This window comes from Streptomyces sp. TE5632, from assembly GCF_054061295.1.
Genome location: NZ_JBSSEA010000003.1, coordinates 5121428 through 5142934, shown reverse-complemented (window position 1 = coordinate 5142934; position 21507 = coordinate 5121428). Strand labels below are relative to the sequence as shown.

The 21507-nt window shown below is 67.6% G+C and carries 16 protein-coding genes and 3 pseudogenes; 8 read left to right on the top strand and 11 right to left on the bottom strand.

The window, feature by feature from the left end; translation table 11 throughout:
- Positions 1–89 precede the first annotated feature (89 nt).
- The 3 genes from ACVW19_RS28665 to ACVW19_RS28655 all read left to right on the top strand — a co-directional run bounded on the left by ACVW19_RS28665 (position 90) and on the right by ACVW19_RS28655 (position 3515).
- Positions 90–2063: a recombinase family protein gene (locus tag ACVW19_RS28665; RefSeq protein WP_457462965.1), complete on the top strand. Its 1974-nt coding sequence runs from the start codon at positions 90–92 to the stop codon at positions 2061–2063.
- Positions 2064–2248: 185 nt separating this feature from the next.
- Positions 2249–2935 carry a transposase domain-containing protein gene (locus ACVW19_RS28660; protein ID WP_457462963.1) on the top strand — a complete coding sequence of 229 codons (687 nt, stop codon included), beginning with the start codon at positions 2249–2251 and terminating at the stop codon, positions 2933–2935.
- Positions 2850–3515 carry a transposase gene (locus ACVW19_RS28655; protein WP_457464821.1) on the top strand — a complete coding sequence of 222 codons (666 nt, stop codon included), beginning with the start codon at positions 2850–2852 and terminating at the stop codon, positions 3513–3515. Before ACVW19_RS28660 ends, ACVW19_RS28655 begins: the two co-directional genes overlap by 86 nt.
- Positions 3516–4507: 992 nt before the next feature.
- Here ACVW19_RS28655 and ACVW19_RS28650 read toward each other — a convergent pair.
- Positions 4508–5218 carry a glycoside hydrolase family 11 protein gene (locus ACVW19_RS28650; protein ID WP_457462961.1) on the bottom strand — a complete coding sequence of 237 codons (711 nt, stop codon included), beginning with the start codon at positions 5216–5218 and terminating at the stop codon, positions 4508–4510.
- 334 nt (positions 5219–5552) lie between these two features.
- On the opposite strand from ACVW19_RS28650, the gene ACVW19_RS28645 reads away from it, so the two are divergent.
- Positions 5553–5774 (top strand): hypothetical protein, encoded by a 222-nt coding sequence (locus ACVW19_RS28645; RefSeq protein WP_457462959.1) that lies wholly within the window; start codon positions 5553–5555, stop codon positions 5772–5774.
- Positions 5775–6429: 655 nt separating this feature from the next.
- Positions 6430–7665 carry a PP2C family protein-serine/threonine phosphatase gene (locus ACVW19_RS28640; protein WP_457462957.1) on the top strand — a complete coding sequence of 412 codons (1236 nt, stop codon included), beginning with the start codon at positions 6430–6432 and terminating at the stop codon, positions 7663–7665.
- A 77-nt stretch (positions 7666–7742) separates the two neighbouring features.
- Here the strand turns inward: ACVW19_RS28640 and ACVW19_RS28635 are convergent, their stop codons facing one another.
- The 3 genes from ACVW19_RS28635 to trhA form a co-directional block, all read right to left on the bottom strand.
- Positions 7743–7910: a hypothetical protein gene (locus ACVW19_RS28635; RefSeq protein ID WP_169796075.1), complete on the bottom strand. Its 168-nt coding sequence runs from the start codon at positions 7908–7910 to the stop codon at positions 7743–7745.
- A gap of 36 nt (positions 7911–7946) precedes the next feature.
- A complete protein-coding gene (locus ACVW19_RS28630; protein WP_055626730.1) occupies positions 7947–8303 on the bottom strand; it encodes a PRC-barrel domain-containing protein in 357 nt (118 codons plus the stop codon).
- Between the two features lie 230 nt (positions 8304–8533).
- Positions 8534–9364, bottom strand: a complete 831-nt coding sequence (trhA, locus tag ACVW19_RS28625) for a PAQR family membrane homeostasis protein TrhA (protein ID WP_457462955.1) — start codon at positions 9362–9364, stop codon at positions 8534–8536.
- A 436-nt stretch (positions 9365–9800) separates the two neighbouring features.
- Between trhA and ACVW19_RS28620 the strand changes: the two genes are divergently transcribed.
- Entirely contained in the window at positions 9801–10010 is a 210-nt protein-coding gene (locus ACVW19_RS28620) for a hypothetical protein (protein ID WP_457462954.1), read from the top strand.
- 450 nt (positions 10011–10460) lie between these two features.
- Here ACVW19_RS28620 and ACVW19_RS28615 read toward each other — a convergent pair whose 3' ends face one another.
- From ACVW19_RS28615 to recA, 7 genes and pseudogenes are all read right to left on the bottom strand, one after another.
- Positions 10461–10664, bottom strand: a complete 204-nt coding sequence (locus ACVW19_RS28615; protein WP_019072426.1) for a cold-shock protein — start codon at positions 10662–10664, stop codon at positions 10461–10463.
- A gap of 241 nt (positions 10665–10905) precedes the next feature.
- Positions 10906–11244, bottom strand: coding sequence for a helix-turn-helix domain-containing protein (locus ACVW19_RS28610; RefSeq protein WP_457462952.1), 339 nt, complete (start codon positions 11242–11244; stop codon positions 10906–10908).
- 1537 nt (positions 11245–12781) lie between these two features.
- Positions 12782–13390: pseudogene (locus tag ACVW19_RS28605) on the bottom strand (non-reducing end alpha-L-arabinofuranosidase family hydrolase); the annotation flags it as partial.
- 913 nt (positions 13391–14303) lie between these two features.
- Positions 14304–14540, bottom strand: a complete 237-nt coding sequence (locus tag ACVW19_RS28600) for a hypothetical protein (RefSeq protein ID WP_457462950.1) — start codon at positions 14538–14540, stop codon at positions 14304–14306.
- A 54-nt stretch (positions 14541–14594) separates the two neighbouring features.
- Entirely contained in the window at positions 14595–15599 is a 1005-nt protein-coding gene (locus tag ACVW19_RS28595; RefSeq protein ID WP_457462949.1) for an RNA polymerase sigma factor, read from the bottom strand.
- Positions 15596–18444: pseudogene (gene uvrA, locus ACVW19_RS28590) on the bottom strand (excinuclease ABC subunit UvrA). The gene ACVW19_RS28595 and the pseudogene uvrA overlap by 4 nt, the downstream one beginning before the upstream one ends.
- Positions 18445–18749: 305 nt before the next feature.
- A complete protein-coding gene (gene recA / locus ACVW19_RS28585; RefSeq protein ID WP_457462947.1) occupies positions 18750–19952 on the bottom strand; it encodes a recombinase RecA in 1203 nt (400 codons plus the stop codon).
- A 535-nt stretch (positions 19953–20487) separates the two neighbouring features.
- Here recA and ACVW19_RS28580 point away from each other — a divergent pair.
- Positions 20488–20985, top strand: coding sequence for a CarD family transcriptional regulator (locus tag ACVW19_RS28580; protein ID WP_457462945.1), 498 nt, complete (start codon positions 20488–20490; stop codon positions 20983–20985).
- 391 nt (positions 20986–21376) lie between these two features.
- A pseudogene (locus ACVW19_RS28575) lies at positions 21377–21502 on the top strand (IS256 family transposase); the annotation flags it as partial.
- Between the last annotated feature and the right edge of the window lie 5 nt (positions 21503–21507).

The window sequence follows — 21507 nt, the reverse complement described above, 5'->3', positions numbered from 1 at the left end:
GTGAACCGACGGGCGGTGGTGGGGCAGTTGGTGCGGCTGGCGAGCCGCGCGTTGTCGGTTGCCGCAATGGCGAGTGAGCGGGACCGACGATGACCTCGGTGATGCCGTGGGAGCGGCCCGGCAGCAAGATCGACGACCGTCACCTGCAGCGGCTCGCGGTGGTCTATGTCCGCCAGTCCACCCGCCGGCAGCTCGTCGACCACCAGGAGTCGACCCGGTTGCAGTACGCCCTGGTGGACCGGGCGGTCGCGCTCGGATGGCAGGCGGACCGGATCCTGGTGATCGACGAGGACCTGGGCAGGTCGGCATCGAGTGCGTTGGCCCGCACCGGCTTCCAGCGTCTGGTCACCGAGATCGGGCTGGACCACGTCGGTCTCGTGCTGGGGATCGAGATGTCCCGCCTGGCCCGCTCCGGAAAGGACTGGTACCAGCTGATCGAGCTGTGCGCCCTGTCGGGTGCGGTACTGGCGGACCTCGACGGGGTCTACGACCCGGCCGAGTACAACGACCGGCTGCTGCTGGGGCTCAAGGGCACGATGAGCGAGGCCGAACTGCACCTGATCAAGCAACGGATGTGGAGCGGGCGCCTGAACAAGGCCCGCCGCGGCGAGCTGGCCTTCCCCCCTGCCCAGCGGCTATGTCCGTCGCCCGTCCGGGGAGGCCGCCCTGGACCCGGACGAACAGGTGCAGACCGTGATCCGCCTGATCTTCGCGCAGTTCGAGCGGCTCGGCACATTGCACGGCGTGCTGCGCTATCTCGTGGACCACGACATCCAGTTGGGCATCCGGCTGCGGGAGGGGCCGGACAAGGGCACCCTTCAGTGGCGCAGGCCGAACCGGATGACGCTGCAGACCCTGCTGCACAATCCCGCCTATGCCGGCATCTACGCCTACGGGCGGCGCGGGTCGACCCGCGCCGCCAGGACCCGGCCCGGCCGAGCACCGGACGGGTCGTCCGCTCCCGGGACGGATGGCATGTGATGATCCCGAATGCCCTGCCCGCCTACATCACCGTCGCCCGGTTCGAGGCGAACGAGGCGAAACTGGCGGCCAACCGCGCCCGCGCCGAAGCCATGGGCGCGGTGCGAGGCGGCCGGGCGCTCACGGCCGGGCTGGTGCACTGCGGACGCTGCAACCGGCGCATGAGCGTGCGCTACCACACCCAGCACAGCAAGGCCCTGCCCGAGTACGTGTGCGCCCGGGACATGACCAACTACGGCGCGCACAAGAGCTGCCAGCTGCTCAACTCCGCCTGCGTGGACGCCTTCGTCGAGCAGCAGGTCCTCGCGGCACTGACGCCCGCCGCCGTCGAGGTGTCCCTGCGCGCGGCCGACCAGGTCCTGGCCGAGCGGGCCGAGCTGGAACGGCTGTGGTCGAGGCGGTTGGAACGCGCCGCGCAGGACGCCGACCGGGCCCGCCGCAGCCACCACCTCGCCGAACCGGAGAACCGCCTGGTCGTGCGCCAGCTGGAGAAGGAGTGGGAGGACGCACTCGCCGCCCAGCAGCGGCTCCGCGAGGAGTACGACCGCTTCACCCGCAGCAGTCCGCGCATCCTCACTCCGGCCGAGCGGCAGACCATCACGGCCCTGGCCGACGACGTCGAGGGTTTGTGGCGCGCGCACAGCACCACAAGAGCGGACCGCAAGGAGATCGTCCGCGCGGTCGTCGACAAGGTCGTCGTCACCGTGCTCGGCACCAGCGAGCGGGTGAAGGTCACCATCGTCTGGGCCGGCGGGACCACGACGGCGGGAGAGGTCATCCGCCCGGTCCAGCGGTTGGAACAGCTCAGCTACTACCCGCAACTGGCCGATCGGATCCGCGAACTCGCAGGCCAGGGCGTGGGAGCCACCGGGATCGCCGGCCGCCTGGAAGCCGAGGGCTTCCGGCCCGCGAAGGGCGGCAAGCGGATCTCCGCAGCCACCGTCCGCGACCTCATGCGCCGCCTGGCCTGTCCCGCAGGCCGCGTCCACCGGCACCGCCCCGCACCACCCGGCGAGGAGCCCGGCCCTAACGAGCAAGGCCGTGAAGTTAAGGCTCCGGGGGCGTTGGCAAGTGCGCTCTGATCTGTGGCGACTTCGGACGTGAGAAGCGGAGCCCCGGTAGAACTGGCAGTCGACCAAGACAGCCGTTCACAGCACCGGAGGCTCCGCTGTCCGATCAGTGTGTCATCACGCGTGAAATCACGGTAGCCAAGGGCCTGTTCGCCCCTGGTCACCTGGGGGAACTCACCCAGATCGTCCCGTTCGAGATGGTCGATGCGGCCCTTACCGAGACCGGTGCCGTCCAGCAACGACTGCGGAAGATCCCCGCCCGGGTGGTGGTCTACCTGCTGCTGGCCGCAGCCCTGTTCGAGGACTGCGGCTACCTGGCCGTCTGGCGCAAGCTCACCGCCGCGCTGGAGGCGATACCGGTCGCGAAGGTCACCGGCACGGCGCTCTGGGACGCCCGGACGCGTCTTGGTGTCCGCCCCATGCGGGCTCTGTTCGACCTGTTGCGCGGGCCGGCCACGGCGATCCGTACCGTCGGCGCCCGTTTCAAGGGCTTGCTGGCCGTTGCGATCGACGGTACCTGCCTCGACGTCCCCGACAGCCCGCTGCACCGAGCCCGCCTGGGCAAGAGCACCAACCAGTACGCGACCTCCGGCTACCCGCAGATCTGCCTGACCGCGCTGGTGGCCTGCGGCACCCGCGCGGTCCTGGACGCCGCCTTCGGCCCCCGCTCCAGCGGCGAGACCGTCTACGGCAAGCGCCTGACGCGCTCCCTGCACCACGGCATGATCGTCCTGCTGGACCGGGGCTTCTCCAGCAATACGTTCCTGGCCGCCGTCGCCGCCACCGAGGCCGCCCTTCCTGGCTCGCGTCTCGGCCGCCCGCAAGCCCCCGGTCCTGGCCCGCTTCGACGACGGCTCCTACCTCTCCCGCTTCGGCGGCGTTGAGGTCCGCATTATCGAATGCGAGATCACCATCACCACCAGCCAGGGCCGTCAGACCGGGCTCTACCGACTGGCCACCAACCTCCTTGCTCACCACCGATACCCGGCATCCGACCTGGTCAGCCTGTATCACGAGCGATGGGAAGTGGAGTCCGCCTACTTCGCGATCAAGAAGTCGATGCTGGGCCGACGGGTCCTGCGCTCGAAGACCTGGGCCGGCATCGCCCAGGAGGTCTACTCCCTGCTGAGTGCCTACCAGATCCTGCGGATCGCGATCGCCGACGCCACCGAGACCACACCCGGAGCGGACCCGGACCGGGGCAGTTTCAGCGTCGCGCTCCGATGCGCTCGTGATCAGATCGTCCAGGCCGCGGGCATCATCGCTGACACCGTGATCGACCTTGTCGGAACGATCGGCCGAGCCGTCCTGGACCAGCTCATGCCCGCCCGCCGCCTCCGCATCAGCCCCCGCGCAGTGAAACGACCCCTGTCCCGATACGCGTACAAGAGCCTCAGGGTCGACCGACGCACCTATACGGCCACCCTCAGCATCAACATCTTGACGCCGACGATCAGTCCGTAACTTCACGGCCTTGCCCCTTAGCCACCGGCTCAAGGATGGCAACGCACTCGACATGATGCGTCATCGGAAACATGTCACCCTGGACGCAAGCGGGAAAACAGCAGGTCAGAGATGCTTTTGGGGCCCGGATGAGGGCCGTCGGGCGCCCGGAGCGTCAAACGAGCGTCACGGCCCTACATCGGTTCGGCACCGGCAATCTGGCGCGTCACGACTCCCTGCGCAGCACCTCCCCCGGTACGGAGCCTCACGTCGGTGGAGACGCGTCGGTGCGCACGAGAGGCCCGCCGTTGAAGGGGCAGTGTGATCGAAATCCACTGACGAGACCGCTCCGGGCCTGGAAGGCTTGTCCTGCCTGTTGCTCACCGCCCGGGACGGAGCAACGTCCACAGGTCGGGGACTCCGTCGCTGTGGGAGTCTCCTGTCGCGGTGATCAGCGGGCGGGCGGCAGTTGTCCAACCGGTGGCGTACGCGGTGCGGTTGGACATGGTTCCCGCGGGAGGCTGGTTCGGTGCCAGCGGTGTCGGGAGTGCCGTCTCCGTCAGCGTCACCACTGCTGCGGCCGTGGTACGTCCAGAGTTCCCGTGGAGGTGTCCCGGGCGATGAGGTCAGTGAATCCGTCACCGTCGATGTTCCCGGACGAGGCGATCTGCATCCGGGACCGGCCGCCGGTGCCGATGAGGTACCCGGACTGGAGCGTGTTGCCGAACCATGCCGAACCATCTGGGCAGGGACCTGAACCAGTCCGGGAATCGGTGGAGGCTCTATGCGTTGACTCCAGCTGCCGGTTGGGGGTTGGTGTTGAGCGTAGTGGTTGGTCTCGTGCTCGTGGGGTGGGATGTCGCCGATCGCTGTGTGGAAGTGCTGGTTGTCGAACCGGTCGCCCCTCCCACAGCCTTCGGCCGGGGGCGCCCCCGCCGCGGTGGCGAGTTCGCCACGGCTGCGGGACCCGCCACGAGGACGGGGCCCGCAGCCGGTTGTTCGCCGGACAGAGGTCAGCCGCTGACCGTGATGTTCGAGCTTCCGCTGCTCTGGTAACCCTCGGTGGCCATGATCATGTAGTACCTGAACTGGCCCATGTTCATGCCCGCGCGCGCCCAGGCGTCGAAGTGGTTGCCGGTGGTGATGGTGCCGGAGCCGCTGGTCACCTTCGACTGCCGGACGCTCCAGTACTGGTCGAAGGTGCGGGTGCCCTCGACGGAGGGGGCGTTGTACCGGGTCGTCTTGTAGATGTCGTACGTGCCGCCGTCGCTGTGGACGGTGCCCCTGTACTCGCCGGTGGGCCGGTAGCTGCCCCAGTTGTCGACGATGTAGTACTCCACCAGCGGGTTCGACGTCCAGCCGTAGAGGCAGCCGTAGCCGTTGCCCGACGGGTTGAAGTAGCCGGTGTAGCGGACCGTCCTGCGCCCGCCGGTGCCCCAGCCCTTGCCGGCGACGAAGTTGCCGCAGTTGGTCCACCGGGTGCTGTAACTGCCGCCGCCGTTGAGCGTCATGGAGACGGAGCCGCCGCCGTCGGTCCAGAACGAGTAGTACATGCCGTCGTAGCCGGTCTGGTTGGTGGTGATGGTGGTGGCGGCGTGGGCGGTGCCGGGCAGCAGCAGTCCGGACGCGGTGGCGAGCGCGACGGTGCCGGCGCCGCCGAGGAAGCCTCGTCGGCTCAAGCCGCTGAAGGGAGCGGGGTTCTGCTGGCTCTGGTCCTGCTGCATGCGTCCTCCCGATGAAGGCTGGTGGGGGGGCGGGCGGCTTCTGCTGCCCGCGGCCTTGCATGGAACACGGCGGGGGTCGCCCGTCGTCGTGCCGCAACAACCGACCGCCATCCCCGGTCACATGACGCGAGGGGAACGACGTTCTCCTGTCGTTCGGTGGCCACAGTTTTCGTAAAGCGCCATGACCCTGTCAATACTTTCGACAGCCTTTCGGAAATATTTCTTTAACAGAAGAGGTCTCGGTGAGTACGTCTTCGCTGGTCAACCTAACTCTCACGCGAACTGCTGTGAGGGATGGAATGAGATAAGGAAGAGACACAACGCAAGCATGTGCGTGACCTTCGAAACTTTCGAACGAGCGTGGACGCGACTGCGGCGGCCCCGCTGGGAACGACTACGCGCGAACGGCCTGGTCTGGGCCACCACGTACGACGCGGCGAAACCCGCGACCGTCGCCCATGTCGAGGTGCGGTGCCGCGCGCGGACCTTCGAATCCGTCAGCCTCGCCCTGACGGACGCCTCGGCTCCCTCGACCGCGGGGCGGCGACCGGGATGAGCGAGCACACCACCCGTTGCCGGCTTCAGCGGATGGCCCGGGACAGTGTCATCACCTTCCGCTGCGACCTGGCCCACCCCCTCGCAGGACTCTCGACGTGTGTTCCACCGCACGGTGCTCCCCCGCACCCCTCTCGCGGCACGGGCAACGCGCCGGCCCGAAGGGAGGAGGTCCACCTCTCCGTGTCCGTCAGCGGCTCCGACAACCTGCTCGTGATGGTCTGGCTCCGCGGCCTGCACGCCGTCGACCCCTTCGAAGCACAGCTCGCGGAACGCTTCCCGCATCTGAAGGTCAGCGACGGCACCGCCTTCCCCCACTCCCGCACACGCATGGGCCGACTCCCCGACACCACCGGCCGCGCCACCGGATACACCCCCTTCTCCCTGCCACAGGTTTGTCCTCGTTTCACGGCGTTCCACGCGGAGGCGGCGCCGGACCGTTCGACGAGCGGTTGGCCGCCAGGCGCATCCGTTCAGGGGCTTCGTGGTGCAATGACATCTGCCGCACCGGGCTTGGCGCCGGCCCCTCGCCCACCCGGGACGGAGTCCTGAGCGCCAGCGACCAGCGAGGAGTCACCGTGACCGTATGTGGGCCTGAGGGGGACGGTGGGCCGACCACTCGTCCTCACGAGAACGGGGGTGACCGGGGCAGGGCGATGACCTTGGCGGGGGCACTGGCGGCGGCGGAGACCGCGGCACCCGTGGAGTCGCTCGACGTGGTCGCGCGCATGCTCAGGGAGCACCTCGGGGCCGCGTCGGTGTCGTTCCTGATCACCGACTTCACCGGCGGCTCGGTCGTACGGCTGGGGGCGGCAGGCAGCGTCGATACCGCTGAGCCCGCCCGGCGCATCACGCTGCGGGGCACCCTGTACGACGATGTGATCCGTACCCAGCGGCCGAGCGTGGAGGACAAGGGTGAGGGCGCACTGGTACGGGTCGTCGCCCCGGTGACCAACCGCGGGGACGCCATCGGTCTCCTGGAACTGTTCCTGCCCGCGGCGCCGGACGCGGAAGCGATGCGAGAGATCGGCGAGACCGCGCACGCCCTGGCGTACATCGTCATCGCGAACCGGTCCTTCACCGACGTGTACCAGTGGGGCCGCCGCACCGTCCCGCTGAGTCTGGCCGCGGAGATCCAGCACCGGCTGCTCCCGACGTCACTGGCGTGCGAGGCGGCACAGTTCGCGGTCGCCGGGGCGCTGGAGCCGGCCGACCACGTCGGGGGTGACACCTTCGACTACGTGATCGACCGGGACACGGTCCAGCTCTCCGTCACCGATGCCATGGGGCACGACGTCGACGCCGCGCTGCTGGCCACCCTTCTGGTGGGCGCCCTGCGCCGGGCACGGCGGGCCGGTGCCGACCTGTCCGAACAGGCCCGTCAGGCCGACCAGGCCATGCGCGAGCACGGCCGCCAGGGCTACGTCACCGGCCAGCTCCTGCGCATCAGCCTGATCGACGGCAGGACCGAGTTCATCAACGCCGGGCATCCCTGGCCGCTGCGGATGCGGAACGGACAGGTGCGGGAGATCAAACCGAAGATCGATATGCCGTTCGGCTTCCATGCCCCTCACAGCTACCGGGTCCAGTCGCTGGACCTGCGGCCGGGCGACCGGCTGGTGATGCTGACCGACGGCATGCTGGAGCGCAACGCCAACAGCCTCGATCTGTCGGATCTGATCATCCGCACCCGCGCGCTGCATCCCCGTGAGGCCGCCCGCACCCTCATCTCGGCGGTCGTCGACGCCAACCACGGTCACCTGCAGGACGACGCGACCGTCATGTGCCTGGACTGGCACGGCGTCAACCACTCCCAGCGGGACGCCGACACCGGCGCCGACCTCACCGACGCCTCCGCACCATCACGGACCGGGCGGACCACTCGGCGATGACTCAAGGACTGCTCCAGCAGCCCACTTCGGCCGGCCCTTGGGCAGGCGAAGCGGGGTGCTCTGCCCGGGTGGCCGCGTCACCGGGGCAGGCGCCTGCGGCGGCGGCCCAGGCGCAGGCCGAGGAGGACGAAGTCGGCGACCAGGACCACCACACCGATGACCAGCAGGTAGAACAGACCCTTCGCCACCACTCCGATGATGCCGAGCACGATGGCCACAATGACCAGCAGGAGGAAGAGAGCCATGCGTGTCACCTCAGAGGAGGGGAAGTTGGTGGGGCATCAGCGGCGGGCGAGGCGACGTTCGCCGCCCGCACCCGTCCGGTAGGCGAGCTCGTAGTGCGCGAAGACCGTCTTCTCGTCCTCCGCGAGCAGTTCGCCGTCCGTGCCGATCGAGGGCGCTTCCTTGACCTGCTTCTTGTCGTAGGCGACCTTCAGATAACCCGGACCGACCGTCGCGTCGGCCAGGGGGACGAACACCAGCCGGTGCCGGGTCGGCAGGCCGACCGTGACCGTCGCGAACGCGGGCCGGTCCGTGGCCGTGTCGACGTAGAGCGCTTCCAGGACGCCGATCTTGTGCCGCTCGTGGTCGACCACGTCGTGGCCTCGCCATTCCCTGATGTCTTCCGCCTCGAACACGGGGCCTCCTCCGTCGCAGGTCAGCTGAAGACCGCTGTCTCGTCTTTCTCTCGCTCCTCCCTCCTTACCTGTCCACGGAGCGTCACGCCCTGGAGAGCAGCCCACTTTCAGGCCAGACGGCGGACGGCTTTCACGCGCGGGGCGATGCCTCAGCGACCGTCCGGCCCGTCGCGGTCCAGCGCACGGCAACGTGGGCGATGAGCGGCACGGGCCGGAACACTGTCGCGGGGTCAGTAGGTGGCGAGGGAGATGGCGACATAGTGCGCGGTGAAGGCTGCCACGGTCAGGGCGTGGAACACCTCATGGAAGCCGAACCAGCGGGGCGAGGGGTCGGGTCGCTGGAGGGCGTAGACGACCGCGCCCGCGCTGTAGAGGAGACCGCCCGCCACGATCAGGGCGAGTACGGCCGCTCCGCCGGTGTGCAGGAAGTCGGGCAGGTAGCGCACCGGCGCCCACCCCAATGCCAGGTAACACGGGGTGTACAACCAGCGCGGAGCTCCGACCCACAGGACCCGGAACGCGATGCCGGCCAACGCGCCCGCCCACACGATCCACAGCAGCATGGACCGCTGTTCCGGCGGGAGGAGGAGCACGGCCAGGGGCGTGCAGGTGCCGGCGATGATCAGGAAGATGTTGGCGTGGTCGAGACGTCGTAGAAGAGCCTCGCCCAGCGGTCCCCAGGTACCACGGTGGTAGATGGCGCTCGTTGCGAACAGCAGCCAGGCGGTGACCGAATACACGGCGCAGGCCAGGACTGCCTGCGGAGTACGGGCCAGGCAGATGAGTACGACGCCTGCGATCAGCGCGGCGGGGACCATTCCGGCATGGAGCCAGCCACGCAACCTCGGCTTGATCGGTTCGGCCAGGTCGGCCGCCCGCTCCACCAGAGCAGCAACCGAGTGAGCCTTCTCCCCCGCATGGTCGCCTTGTGATCCGCCGGGTAACCCGTTCTCACGGCGCTCTCCACGCGCTGAGGCGACGTGACCATATTCGACTTCAGCGGCGTCGCGGGACGCAGCTTCTCGCCCTCTCTCGGGCACCTGGGCGTGACTGGCAGCCATGCGGTCATGCTAAATAGACCTCACTCCGACAGCATGGTGGGAGGTCGGTCCAGAACCCCAGGGCCACGTCGCCGGGTATGGGCTGGTTCGCGAGGGTGAACCCCAGCCCCGTTGACGCTGCCGCCGACAGGGCCTGCCGAAGCCGAGTAGATCGGCTGGTCATGGGAACGATCGGGGCTTACGAACGGGCATCTCCGCTCGCCTACGCGCAAGGATCGCCGATGCTTTCTGAGGTCCGCCCCCACGTATCCGCCCCCTGCACCCCAGTTGGAACATCAATTGGGTCTGGCTTCGCATCTCGAAGCCGGCCATCTCGATGTGGAGGTCGTCGGGCACCTCGTACCTGCTCCCCGTCAACATCAAGGCTCAGGTGCCGCGTTCCCTGGCAGGAGAAGGAACCGCCCTGGCCCGAAAGATCCTCTCGGCCGTCTATGAGATGACCCCACCCCAGCGCCTCGCGGCCGGGGAGGTGATCGGTCAAGCCCTCGCCGAGTCCGACGATCTTCCCGACCTCAAGACACAGGTCATCGGAGAACTGTGGCTCCGAGATCTCGAGCTCACCGCCTGGCGCGTCCTGCATGCAGACCGCAGGCCGGACGATCCGGCTGGACGGAAAGCCTTCCTCGACGCCTGGACCAGCGTCTGAACGTCTGCTCCTCCAGGCAGCCGCGCAGGGCACGCGGCACCCGAGCCGGCAGGTGGCGCGCAGACCCGGCCTCGTATCCGTACTCATCCGGCTCGGTGCTGCTGCACCTTGCGAGCAACCCTGGTCGCCGACGAACTGCGCGCCGGCGGCCTGGACGTAGCGTCGCGGCCCTCGGCTCAACGGCAACTCGACGGTGAGGCGGCCGAGTCCGGGACAACACTTGGAGCGACCGAGTTCAGGGAGTTTCCGGCCGAGGTCGCGTCGCCCGGATGCACCTCAACGGATCGGGGCCGCGGAGTCGTTGCTGCGCGGCCCCGATCCTGTGCACGACAGGTCCTGCCGGCGCCCGGCACGAGAACGGGTCCCCTTGTCCGGCTGAAAACACGGCCCGCACGGGCCACGGCAGTCACCGGCCGTGAAGTGCCCTGTCCCTCGGGGAAGGCTGCGAGGTCAGGCCGGGTTGATGTTCTCGGCCTGCGGGCCCTTTTGGCCCTGGGTGACGTCGAACGTCACGGCCTGGCCCTCCTGGAGCTCGCGAAAGCCCGAGGAGTTGATCGCGGAGTAGTGCGCGAAGACGTCCGGGCCGCCCCCGTCCTGGGCGATGAAGCCGAAGCCCTTCTCCGCGTTGAACCACTTCACGGTTCCCGTAGCCATAGTCATGCCTTCCAGTCGATGAACGCCTCCCACTCCCTGTGGAAGGCAGAGGTGATCGCCCTGGTTCCTGCGGCACAGCACAGCAAAACGCCCACACCAAGGCGTGGGCAAAGGGGAACTCCGAACCACGACAGCTGACGCAGACGCTACACGGCCGCACACCGCGTCACCACTGGAACGATCACGCCGCAGACCGGGACCGTGCGGGCGGTGTCCGCCGATACCGGCCGGCACGCTCCTCTCATGCCGCGGCCGGGGGGTTGGGTGATCCGGCGGCTCGGCGGTGCTCGGCGTTGATGCGCTGGGCTTCTTCGAGCTGGTCTTCGAGGATGACGATGCGGCAGGCGGCCTCGATGGGGGTGCCGTGGTCGACGAGTTCCCGGGCACGGGCCGCGATGCGCAGCTGGTAGCGGGAGTAGCGGCGGTGGCCGCCCTTGGAGCGGAGCGGGGTGATCAGGCGGGCTTCGCCGAGGGCGCGGAGGAAGCCCGGGGTGGTGCCGAGCATCTCGGCGGCCCGGCCCATGGTGTAGGCGGGGTAGTCGTCGTCGTCGAGACGGCCGAACGAGTCGTCTGCGGTCATTGCACCTCTCTGTGGAACGCGTGGAGGGGCCCTGGTGCCAATGGCACCAGGGCCCCGAAGGAACTGCTACACCATCTGCCGGCCCTGGTGTTGCGCCGGCCTTCTGTGTCCGCTGACCCGACCGGGATGCCGTCGGGGGTGCGGGGATCGCGGTTGCGTGACCGGAGACCACCTCACTATCGATGTCCTGCGGTACCCGGGTTCAAGGCTTCCGCCCGGGCGATCCTGATGGCGCTGAAGTCCTCCGTTCCTCCCTCTGGGATCAATCACTTACCTACTGCTGGTACTGCTCTCCTACGTACTGCTGGTGATGCGAACTGCTCCGTGGCCCGTGACAGCGCCACTCTTCGGCAGCCAGCCCCGTCGCCCGTCCTGCGTCTGCTCTGGCTTGGAACCCCACTGCCGAACCTCCCGGTGCGCGCGCCCGCAGCCGACGCCTTCACCGGGGTACTGCTCACTGACTTCACTGCTGAGTACTGCGCACTGCACTTACAGGTACTGCCACCTACAGGTACTGCCACCGCGTTGACCGCGGCCCTGCTCACGGCGGCCCCTGATCACTGCGGGCCACCCGGTCCGGTCGTCAGTCCCGTCGCCGTCCTACGACAACCCTGGCTTCGGAACTCCACCACCGCACCGTCCTGCGCACTGCATCTGCGTGTACTACTGCCCGGCAGTTCGTCTCTGCCAGGCCTTGCTCGATCTCGGCTACAAGAGAAACCATAACCACACCACAACTCAATGTCTACTCTGGCGGGCATAGATTTCTGCGCGCTCGAACATGAGGTAACTTTCCTCGTCCGGTCTCTTGATGGTCGGAGCAGCCCCGAAGCTCAGGTCCGGCGCTCGGAGTGACCCACAGCCGCGCAGCCCGTCGGGCTTCCCGGAGTGCCGCCGACTGCGCCACGGCTACCGTCGGCAGGTGCCGGCCACCGCTGGGCATTCATGCTTTCGGCCGTATCTACCGACAGGCCGGCCGGTGACGGGCGTGGCACGAGGGCCTGCGTCGGTCTTGACGGGCGTGGCCCGATGACCGAGCAGCTCGTGGAAGCGGTGCACGCCGGTGCTGGTGCCGCGATTCGCGGACTGGCGCTCCTGCTGCCGAGTCAGCGCCACAACGGGGATCTGCTTCCTCACCCCGCGGGCACTCTCTCGTGTTCGCCCGGCTGCCCGTACTCGCCCGACCGGTGGCGTCGCCTCGGATGGACCGCCCGATCGAACCCGGCGCGGGCCCCGACTCGATCAGGCCATGGGCCGGCGCCTGCTGCGGAAACTCCGCTGCGGCACCAACCGCATCACCGACGTCGTGAAGACCGTTCTCGTTCTTCACCACGCGTCAGCGTGAGGTGGGAAAGCGCTCGGTGCTTCGGCCCGTACCCACGGTGAAAGCCCACCGAAGAGGAGCCCCAGCCGCCGCACGGCTGGGGCTCCTCAAGTCGGTGAGTATCGGTCAGCAGGTGGAATTGCCCACGCCGTAAACCGCTCGCCTGCACGTCGGCGGACCGCACCACATCGCGATCACCGTGAATCAGGAAGGTCAGCGCTGCAGGGTGAGGACACCCGGCCGCCACGGCAGTCGGTTGCAGTCGCCGCCCGCGGTGAGGGACTTGCCCTGGTAGAGGAACTGCAGGTTGCAGGGGTCGATGGTCATGGTCCGGTCGGGGTTGTGGCGGACCAGGTCACCGTGGCTGATGTCATTGGTCCAGGTGGCACCGCTGTTGGCCTTGCCCGCGAAGGGGTTGCTTTCGCTGCCGGCCTGCGGGGTCCACAAACCGCTCAGGCTGGAAGCCGTGAACGAGCGGAAGTAGCGCCCATTCGCACCCATCGCCTCAACGATCATGAGGTACTGGTTCTGGCCCTGAACCTTGTAGACCTGCACCCCCTCGAACAGGTTGTTCGTCGAGTCGCTCATGATCGTCGTGTACGACGAGCCGAAGCTGCCCGGGAAGTTCCCGATCGGCATGCTCGCCCGGTAGATCTTGCCGTTGTCACCGGCGAAGAACAGGTACATGTTCTGGCCGTCGCCGATCAGGGTCTGGTCGCTCGGGCCGGTGCTGGAGCCGGAGACGCTACCGGTGAACAGCGGCTGCGGCGAGGACCAGCCGTTGGGGTTGGTGGGGTCGCTCGACGTGCGGTAGACGAAGGGCGACGCCGACGGGGCCGGCACCGCCAACGGGACCCCGCTGGTCCTGCGGACCTGCAACGGTCAGGCCGGCCAGAGGCGGACCCGCGCATGAAGGGGGGTCGGGCGATGACCGTCGTAGAAGGAGCCGTTGTCCCACGGCACGGTGGTGACCTGCATGAGGCGCCGACTGCGTCGTGCGCGTCAACGCAGCCGGCCTCACGACGAAGCCCCACATCGGAGCGCTCCGATGTGGGGCTTCGTCGCCTCACGGCTCCGCGCAGAAGCCCCGTGGCGTGGTTCCCAGCGGGCCTCGTCGTCTCGCACAGCTCTCACGAAAGGCGCCGCCTCCCCTGGACCGGGAAGGGGTCTTTGCACGCGCCGAACCCCGCCGATCGGCAGGTACGTCCCGATGATCAACAAGCTGATCGCCTGGCGTGGCATCGCCACCCGATACGACAAGACCTCAGGCAGTTGCCTCGCCTGCCTCCGCCCGCCCTGGATACGGCCAAAAAGACCGGGCCAGATCTTCGGACCGAGCGTCAAGAAACTTGAGCGGTGTCATGTCGTCGACACCGGCGGGGTCACCGCTTTTCCGGTAAATCCGCAGGTCAGACTGCTAGCAATAGACAGGTTGTGCGCTCGAAGCGTTGGGCACGGGGAAACAGGTCGAGAAATGACCGTGAAACCGAAAACCGCAGGTCAGACAGCCTTTGCCGCAGGTTCCAAAATTGCCACACACTCCACGTGCGAGGTCATGGAAAACACGTGCCAGACGGCGGTCGGCGAGAAGTACCAGGTCAGGCGGTATTTTCTGTCCTCTGGGCCTGCCGTGAGAATCGTAGAGCGTCAAACGAGCGTCACGAGCGAGGAGAGCCGACCCGCCCGACGGGTATCTCGAGTCGGGTCCCCGTGTACCAGACATGACAGGAGGAAATCATTGCGAGCCCAGGTCATATTCGATCTTGCCGCCCACAAGCGTGGCGCCAGCCGTAAGATCCGCGATGCGATCCGACAGCGTGCCCCGCACCTGGCGGGCATGGCAAGCGCCACGACCAACATGCGCCGCGATCTCAGCTTTGCGCTCGGCCCGGTCGACGCATAGTTCGAAGAGGCCATCGCCGACGAACAGGGCCTCGAAGAAGCCGCACGACGCGCCCAGGAGACACAGCACACCCGCGCTGTGCCGACCTTCACCCCGGGCCGGGGGGCAGGCCCCCGGCTTCCGTCAGTCGTCAGTGAGGTAGTCCCGCAGCACGTGCGAGCGTGACGGGTGGCGCAGCTTGCTCATTGTCTTGGCCTCGATCTGGCGTATGCGTTCGCGTGTCACGCCGTAGATCCTGCCGATCTCCTCCAGGGTCCGGGAACTGCCGCCCAGGAGCCCGTAGCGCAGAGAGATGATGCCGGCCTCACGCGGGGTCATCTCCGTCAGGACGGACTGGATGGTTTGCTGGAGAAGACCGAAGGTGACCACGCCCCAGGGGGAGGGCGAGTCGCTGTCCATGATGAGGTCGCCGAAGTCGGTGCTTCCGTCGTCGGACAGCGTGGTGTCCAACGAGACGGGTTCCTTGGTGTAGGCGTTGAGTTCGGTCAGCCGTTCCACCGGGATGCCCGCCTTCTCGGCCAGTTCTTCCGGGGTGGGCTCGTTCCCGGTGCTGTGGATCAACTCGCGGCGGATCCGCGCCACGCGGTTGATGACCTCCACGGCGTGCACCGGTATGCGGATGGTACGGCTCTGGTCGGCCAGGGCGCGGGTGACCGCCTGCTTGATCCACCAGGTCGCGTACGTGGAGAACTTGAAGCCCTTGGTGTAGTCGAACTTCTCCACGGCTCTGATCAGCCCGGTGTTGCCCTCCTGGACCAGGTCTAGGAACTGCAGCCCGCGTCCGGTGTAGCGCTTGGCGACGGAGACCACCAGGCGGAGGTTCGCCTCGGTGAAATGGTTCTTCGCGCGGCGGCCGTCCTCGGCGAGGAGCGTCAGCTCCCGGCCGGATTCCGGGTTCGGGCGCGCCTCCTCGAGGAGGTGCTCGGCGTACAGGCCGGCTTCGATGCGCTTGCTCAGTTCCACCTCCTGCTCGGCGGTCAGCAGCCGGACCTTGGCGATGAGCCGCAGGTAGTCCTTGACCTGGTCGACCGTGCCGTCTCCCGAGGGAAGCTGGCGGGCGGGAGCGTCGGTCTCGTCGTACTCCGGGCGCAGGCTCTCCTCCGCACCCTGCACGTCTGTGGCGTTCACCTGGGCTCCAGAAGGGGGTTCACATACCGTCCGGTGTACGACCGGGGGTCGGCCGCGACCTGTTCCGGAGTGCCTTCGGCAATGACCTCGCCGCCCCGGTGTCCGCCTTCCGGCCCCATGTCGATCAGCCAGTCGGCTGCCTTGAGCACGTCGAGGTTGTGCTCGATGACGACGACCGTGTTGCCGCCGTCGACCAGTCGTTGGAGCGCCGTCAGCAGACGCTCGACATCGGCGACGTGGAGGCCGGTGGTGGGTTCGTCCAGCACGTACAGGGTGCGCCCACGGGTACGGCGTTGGAGTTCGGTGGCGAGCTTGACGCGCTGCGCCTCGCCGCCGGACAGGGTGGTGGCCGCCTGGCCGAGCTTCACATAACCGAGCCCGATGTCGTCCAGGGCCCGCAGGTGCCGGGAGATGATCCGGTGGCCGTCGAAGAAGTCCAGGCTCTCCGCCACGGTCATGGCGAGCACGTCCGCGATGGACCTTCCCCTGTAACGCACCTCGAGGGTTTCCCGGTTGTACTGGGCGCCCTCGCACATCTCGCAGGGGACGTAGACGTCCGGGAGGAAGTTCATCTCAACCTTGATGGTGCCGTCGCCGTAGCAGTGTTCGCAGCGGCCGCCCTTGACGTTGAAGGAGAACCGGCCGGGCTGGTAGCCGCGCACCTTCGCCTCCGGAGTCTGGGCGAACAGCTTGCGCAGGTGGTCGAAGACGCCCGTGTACGTCGCCGGGTTGGAGCGGGGCTGCGGCCGATCGGCGACTGGTCGACCTGGACCACCTTGTCGATGTGTTCGATGCCGGTGAGGGCGCGATGCCGCCCCGGCACCTTGTGCGCGCGGTGGATGCGCTGGGCGAGCGCGGTGTGCAGAATGTCGTTGACCAGGGTCGACTTGCCGGAGCCGGAGACGCCGGTGACCGCGGTGAACAGGCCGAGCGGGAACGACACCGTCACGTTGCGCAGGTTGTGCTCGGATGCCGCGTGCACGGTGAGGGCGCGGCCCTGTGCCGGCTCTCTGCGCCGGGCGGGCAGGGGGATCGTGCGGCGTCCGGAAAGGTAGGCGCCGGTGACGGACTCGGGATGTACGGCCAGTTCCTCCACAGTGCCTGAGCAGACGATCCGGCCGCCGTGCGTGCCGGCGCCGGGGCCGATGTCCACCACCCAGTCGGCGACCCGCAGCGTCTCCTCGTCATGCTCGACGACGATCACCGTGTTGCCGCGGTCACGCAGCCGCTTCAGGGTCTCGATGAGCCGTTGGTTGTCGCGCTGGTGCAGCCCGATGGACGGCTCGTCCAGCACGTACAGCACACCGGTCAGTCCCGTGCCGATCTGGGTCGCCAGCCGGATCCGCTGTGTCTCCCCACCGGAAAGAGTGGCGGCGGGCCGGTCGAGCGAGAGGTAGTCCAGGCCGACGTCGAGCAGGAACCGCAGCCGCTCGCCGATCTCCGAGAGCACGGCCTCGGCGATCCGCCGCTCACTGGCGCCCAACTCCAGCCTCTCGATGAACGCGGCGAGTTCACTGAGCGGCAGGGCGGCCGCCTGAGCGATGCTGTGCCCGCCGACCGTGACCGCGAGGACCCCCGGGGCGAGCCTCGCGCCCCCACATGCCGCACACGGCACCTCGCGCATGTACCCGGCGAACCGGTTCTGACCGGCTGCGGACTCGGCGCCCTCGGCGAAGCGGCGCTTGATGTGCGGGATCACCCCTTCGAAGCGGACCCTGTGCGAGCGATCACGTCCGAAGCGGTTCCGGTACGTGAGGTGCAGCTGCCGATCCGCCCCGTTCAGCACCATTTGACGCACACCATCCGGAAGTTGACGCCAAGGGGTGGTGATGCTGAAGCCGACGTCGGCGGCCAGGGCTTCGAGCAGGCGGGTGAAGTAGTCGGCGCCGCTGGTGTTGGTCCAGGGGGCGATGGCGCCCTCCGCCAGGGACTTGGAGTCGTCCGGGACGACGAGAGCGGGGTCGACCTCCATGCGCGAACCGAGGCCGGTGCAGGTGGGGCAGGCACCCCAGGGCGCGTTGAAGGAGAACAGCCGGGGCTCCAAAGACTCCAGGCCGATGTCGTGTGAGCGCGGGCAGGCCATCGCCTCGGAGAAAACCAGCTCACGCCCTGCCGTGCCGGGTTCCCGGTCCACGAACTCGACCCGCAGGACGCCACCGCCGAGCCCCAGCGCGGTCTCCACGGACTCCGTAAGCCGCTGCCGGGCAGCCCGCTTGACGGCCAGCCGGTCCACGACCACGTCGATGGAGTGCTTCCTGCGCTTGTCCAGCGTGGGCGGAGTGGCCAGCGCGAGGACCGTCCCGTCCACCCGTACCCGGCTGAACCCGTCGGCGGACAACCGACGGAAGACCTCGACGTGTTCGCCCTTGCGGTCGCGGACGACCGGCGCCAGCACCTGGAAACGGGTCCCCTCGTCCTCGTCCAGCAACAGGTCGACGATGCGCTGCGGCGTCTGCCGGCTGACCGGCTCACCGCACTCGGGGCAGTGGGGGTGACCGATCCTGGCGTACAGCAGGCGCAGGTGGTCGTAGACCTCGGTGATGGTGCCCACTGTGGAGCGCGGGTTGCGACTCGACGTCTTCTGGTCGATGGAGATCGCCGGGGACAGTCCCTCGAGGGCATCGACATCGGGCTTGTCGAGCTGTCCGAGAAACTGCCGTGCATACGCAGAGAGGGATTCGACATAACGCCGCCGCCCCTCGGCAAATATGGTGTCGAATGCCAGGCTTGACTTTCCGGATCCGGATACACCCGTGAAAACGATCAGCGCATCCCAGGGCAGTTCGACGGACACGTCACGGAGATTATGCTGACGTGCACCCTTGACGACGAGCCGTTTTCCCACTTCGTAAACCTCAGGTGGTGTCGAGAACTAGCCGAAACCAACATAACACCGTGTCTTTACACGCCAGGTCCGCTGTTCAGCACCCTTTCGATGTGGCAAATATCGCCCTTGACAGAGAAGCGCATCACGTGCGCAGTGAAAATCCGAGCCGGTACAGAAAGCGGCGAGAAGAACGAAAGAGTGACACTTGGCCGCTCACAGAATGAGCTCTTCGGCGTCTTGCGGGTCTTCGAGTTTTTGAGAACAACCATGACCATGAAGGCTCGCGGGCTCCCTGCATATAGGCCACCCGCACCCTGCCCACCTCACACAGCGTGACCGGTCAGCCCGTCCGTCACCGCCGCACCCCCATCAAGTGCGAAGACCCCGTTCTGCGCGCTGTCCGGTTGCTTGTCTGTTGCGGCGTCGGTGCGATGCGGCAGGGCAGCCATGATCGGCACGGCAGAGGGCGCGGACTCGCTCTGGGCGTACGGGGTGTCGACCGCCCGCTGGTGAACCAGCTCTGCGGACTCCTCGGCCTGCACGCCGATGCCGAGCTTCTTCAGGATCTTCTTCTCGATCTCGTTGGCGAGATCGGGGTTGTCCTTGAGGAAGTTACGGGAGTTCTCCTTGCCCTGGCCGAGCTGGTCGCCCTCGTAGGTGTACCAGGCACCGGCCTTGCGGACGAAGCCGTGCTCCACACCCATGTCGATCAGGCCGCCCTCACGGCTGATGCCCTGGCCATAAAGAATGTCGAACTCGGCCTGCTTGAAGGGCGGCGCCACCTTGTTCTTGACGACCTTGACACGGGTGCGGTTGCCGACCGCGTCGGTGCCGTCCTTCAGCGTCTCGATCCGGCGGATGTCCAGACGCACCGAGGCGTAGAACTTCAGCGCCCGGCCACCGGTCGTGGTCTCCGGCGAGCCGAACATCACGCCGATCTTCTCGCGGAGCTGGTTGATGAAGATCGCCGTGGTCTTCGACTGGTTGAGCGCACTGGTGATCTTCCGCAGCGCCTGGCTCATCAGCCGGGCCTGCAGACCCACATGGCTGTCACCCATCTCGCCCTCGATCTCCGCGCGCGGGACGAGCGCCGCGACGGAGTCGATCACGATGAGGTCCAGGGCGCCGGAGCGGACCAGCATGTCCACGATCTCCAGCGCCTGCTCGCCGTTGTCCGGCTGGGACAGGATCAGGTTGTCGATGTCGACGCCGAGCTTCTTCGCGTACTCGGGGTCCAGGGCGTGCTCCGCGTCCACGAAGGCGACCTGACCGCCGGCCTTCTGCGCGTTGGCCACCGCGTGCAGGGTCAGGGTCGTCTTGCCGGAGGACTCCGGCCCGTAGACCTCCACCACCCGGCCGCGCGGCAGGCCGCCGACGCCGAGGGCCACGTCGAGCGCGGTCGACCCGGTGGGGATGACCTCGATGGGCTCGTTCGTCCGGTCACCCATGCGCATGACCGCGCCCTTGCCGAATTGCCGTTCAATCTGCGCCAGTACAAGATCCAGCGCTTTACCTTTGTCAGCCATGCGCAACCCCACTTCCCACTCTTCGCTCCGCACGGCTGTCGCCCGGAGGACATGACAGCGGGTCCCGACGCGGAGGAGAGAGAAATCACGCACGCACGTGCGTGCAGTGAGGCGCATCTCATCGATATGCGTGTCGCTTGTATATTAGCAGCAGAGCGTCATAGCCGGCTGTTGCATGGCACCCAGCCGGCGCCCATGGGTCGCAGGGACATTCAACGCACAGACACCGCAAAGCAGAGCGCCATACGTTCAGTTGACACCTACGCCTTACCCGAGTTCCCCCGACCCGGCGCGCTCGCGAGAATGTGACCAGAATTACATCCAGAGCCACGCGCGGTGCGGTGGGAAAATGGAAGAGCTGGTTCGCAGAGTTCTTTGCGCGCTCATCCATATGACCGCGCCGATCTCTGCGCTCCCACACTGCCCATCACCGACCGTCCGCGGCCGGGACCGAGCGGTGGGACGGCCGTACGCCCTGCATCACGCTCGGGCCCGGCCGAACGCGGCGCCGCACGCACAGCGAGGGTTGAACGGCATGCAGTTCTCCGAGGGCCAGACACTCATCCACCCCCACCACGGTCCGGCCACCGTCACCGAGGTTCTCGACCGCTCGGTCAACGGCAGGAGCAGGCGTTACGTCCAGTTCCAGATCCACCGGACCGACCTGCACATCGCCGTTCCGGTCGAGAAGGCCGACGAGGTGGGACTGCGCTCGGTCTACGCCGCCACACAGGTACAGGAACTGCTCGACGTCCTGAGGGCTCCCACCGGCGAGCAGGAGGAAATCTGGTCACGGCGGTTCAAGGCCAACGGTGAGAAGCTCCGGATCGGCGACCCCCTGCTCACCGCCGGCGTCGTTCGCGACCTCACGCGACGTCAGGAGGAGCGCGGGCTTTCCTCGGCGGAGAGGGACATGCTCAAGCACGCCCGCCAGCCGGTCCTCGCAGAACTCGCACTGGCGCTCTCACTGTCCGACGGAGAGGCCGAGGAACTGCTCGACTCGACCATCCTCGGTGAGCAGAAGACCACTTGAGGCTCTCCTGTTCTGCCCGTGCCGCAGGAAGGTTGGGGGCGTCATCCTCCGCTGGAACTTCGGTGCCAACCCGTCCAGCAAGGTTCTTGACCTTGCGCAGGGCGCCTCTCGCGGGTACTCCGGGCACTCCCACTCCACAGGACGAGCACGCGCTCCTCATCGACGCCGAAGGAGTCACTGCCGTCCCGCAGAACGATCGGGTCCTCTGCCACAGGAGCGGGCATTGCCGGCGATCGCGTCCCGCTGTGTGGTGTAGGGGATCACCGCGGCTGAGTGCGCGGGGTCTGCTCCCTCGTCTGCACCATCTGCCGGTGTCTGCTCCCTGCTCAACTGGCAGGCCACCGTGCAACTGTCCGGAGTGAACGGGCAGTTCGACCCCAGGGGGTGCACGGTGGCCTTGTCCCAGCATGACCTGCTTCGCCTGCTTGAGTCACTACGTTCGGCAGATGGTCTTGAACTCGTCCGGGAGGTCGCCGAGCGGCTGCTGCAGGAACTGATCGAGGCCGAGGCGAGTGAGGCGAC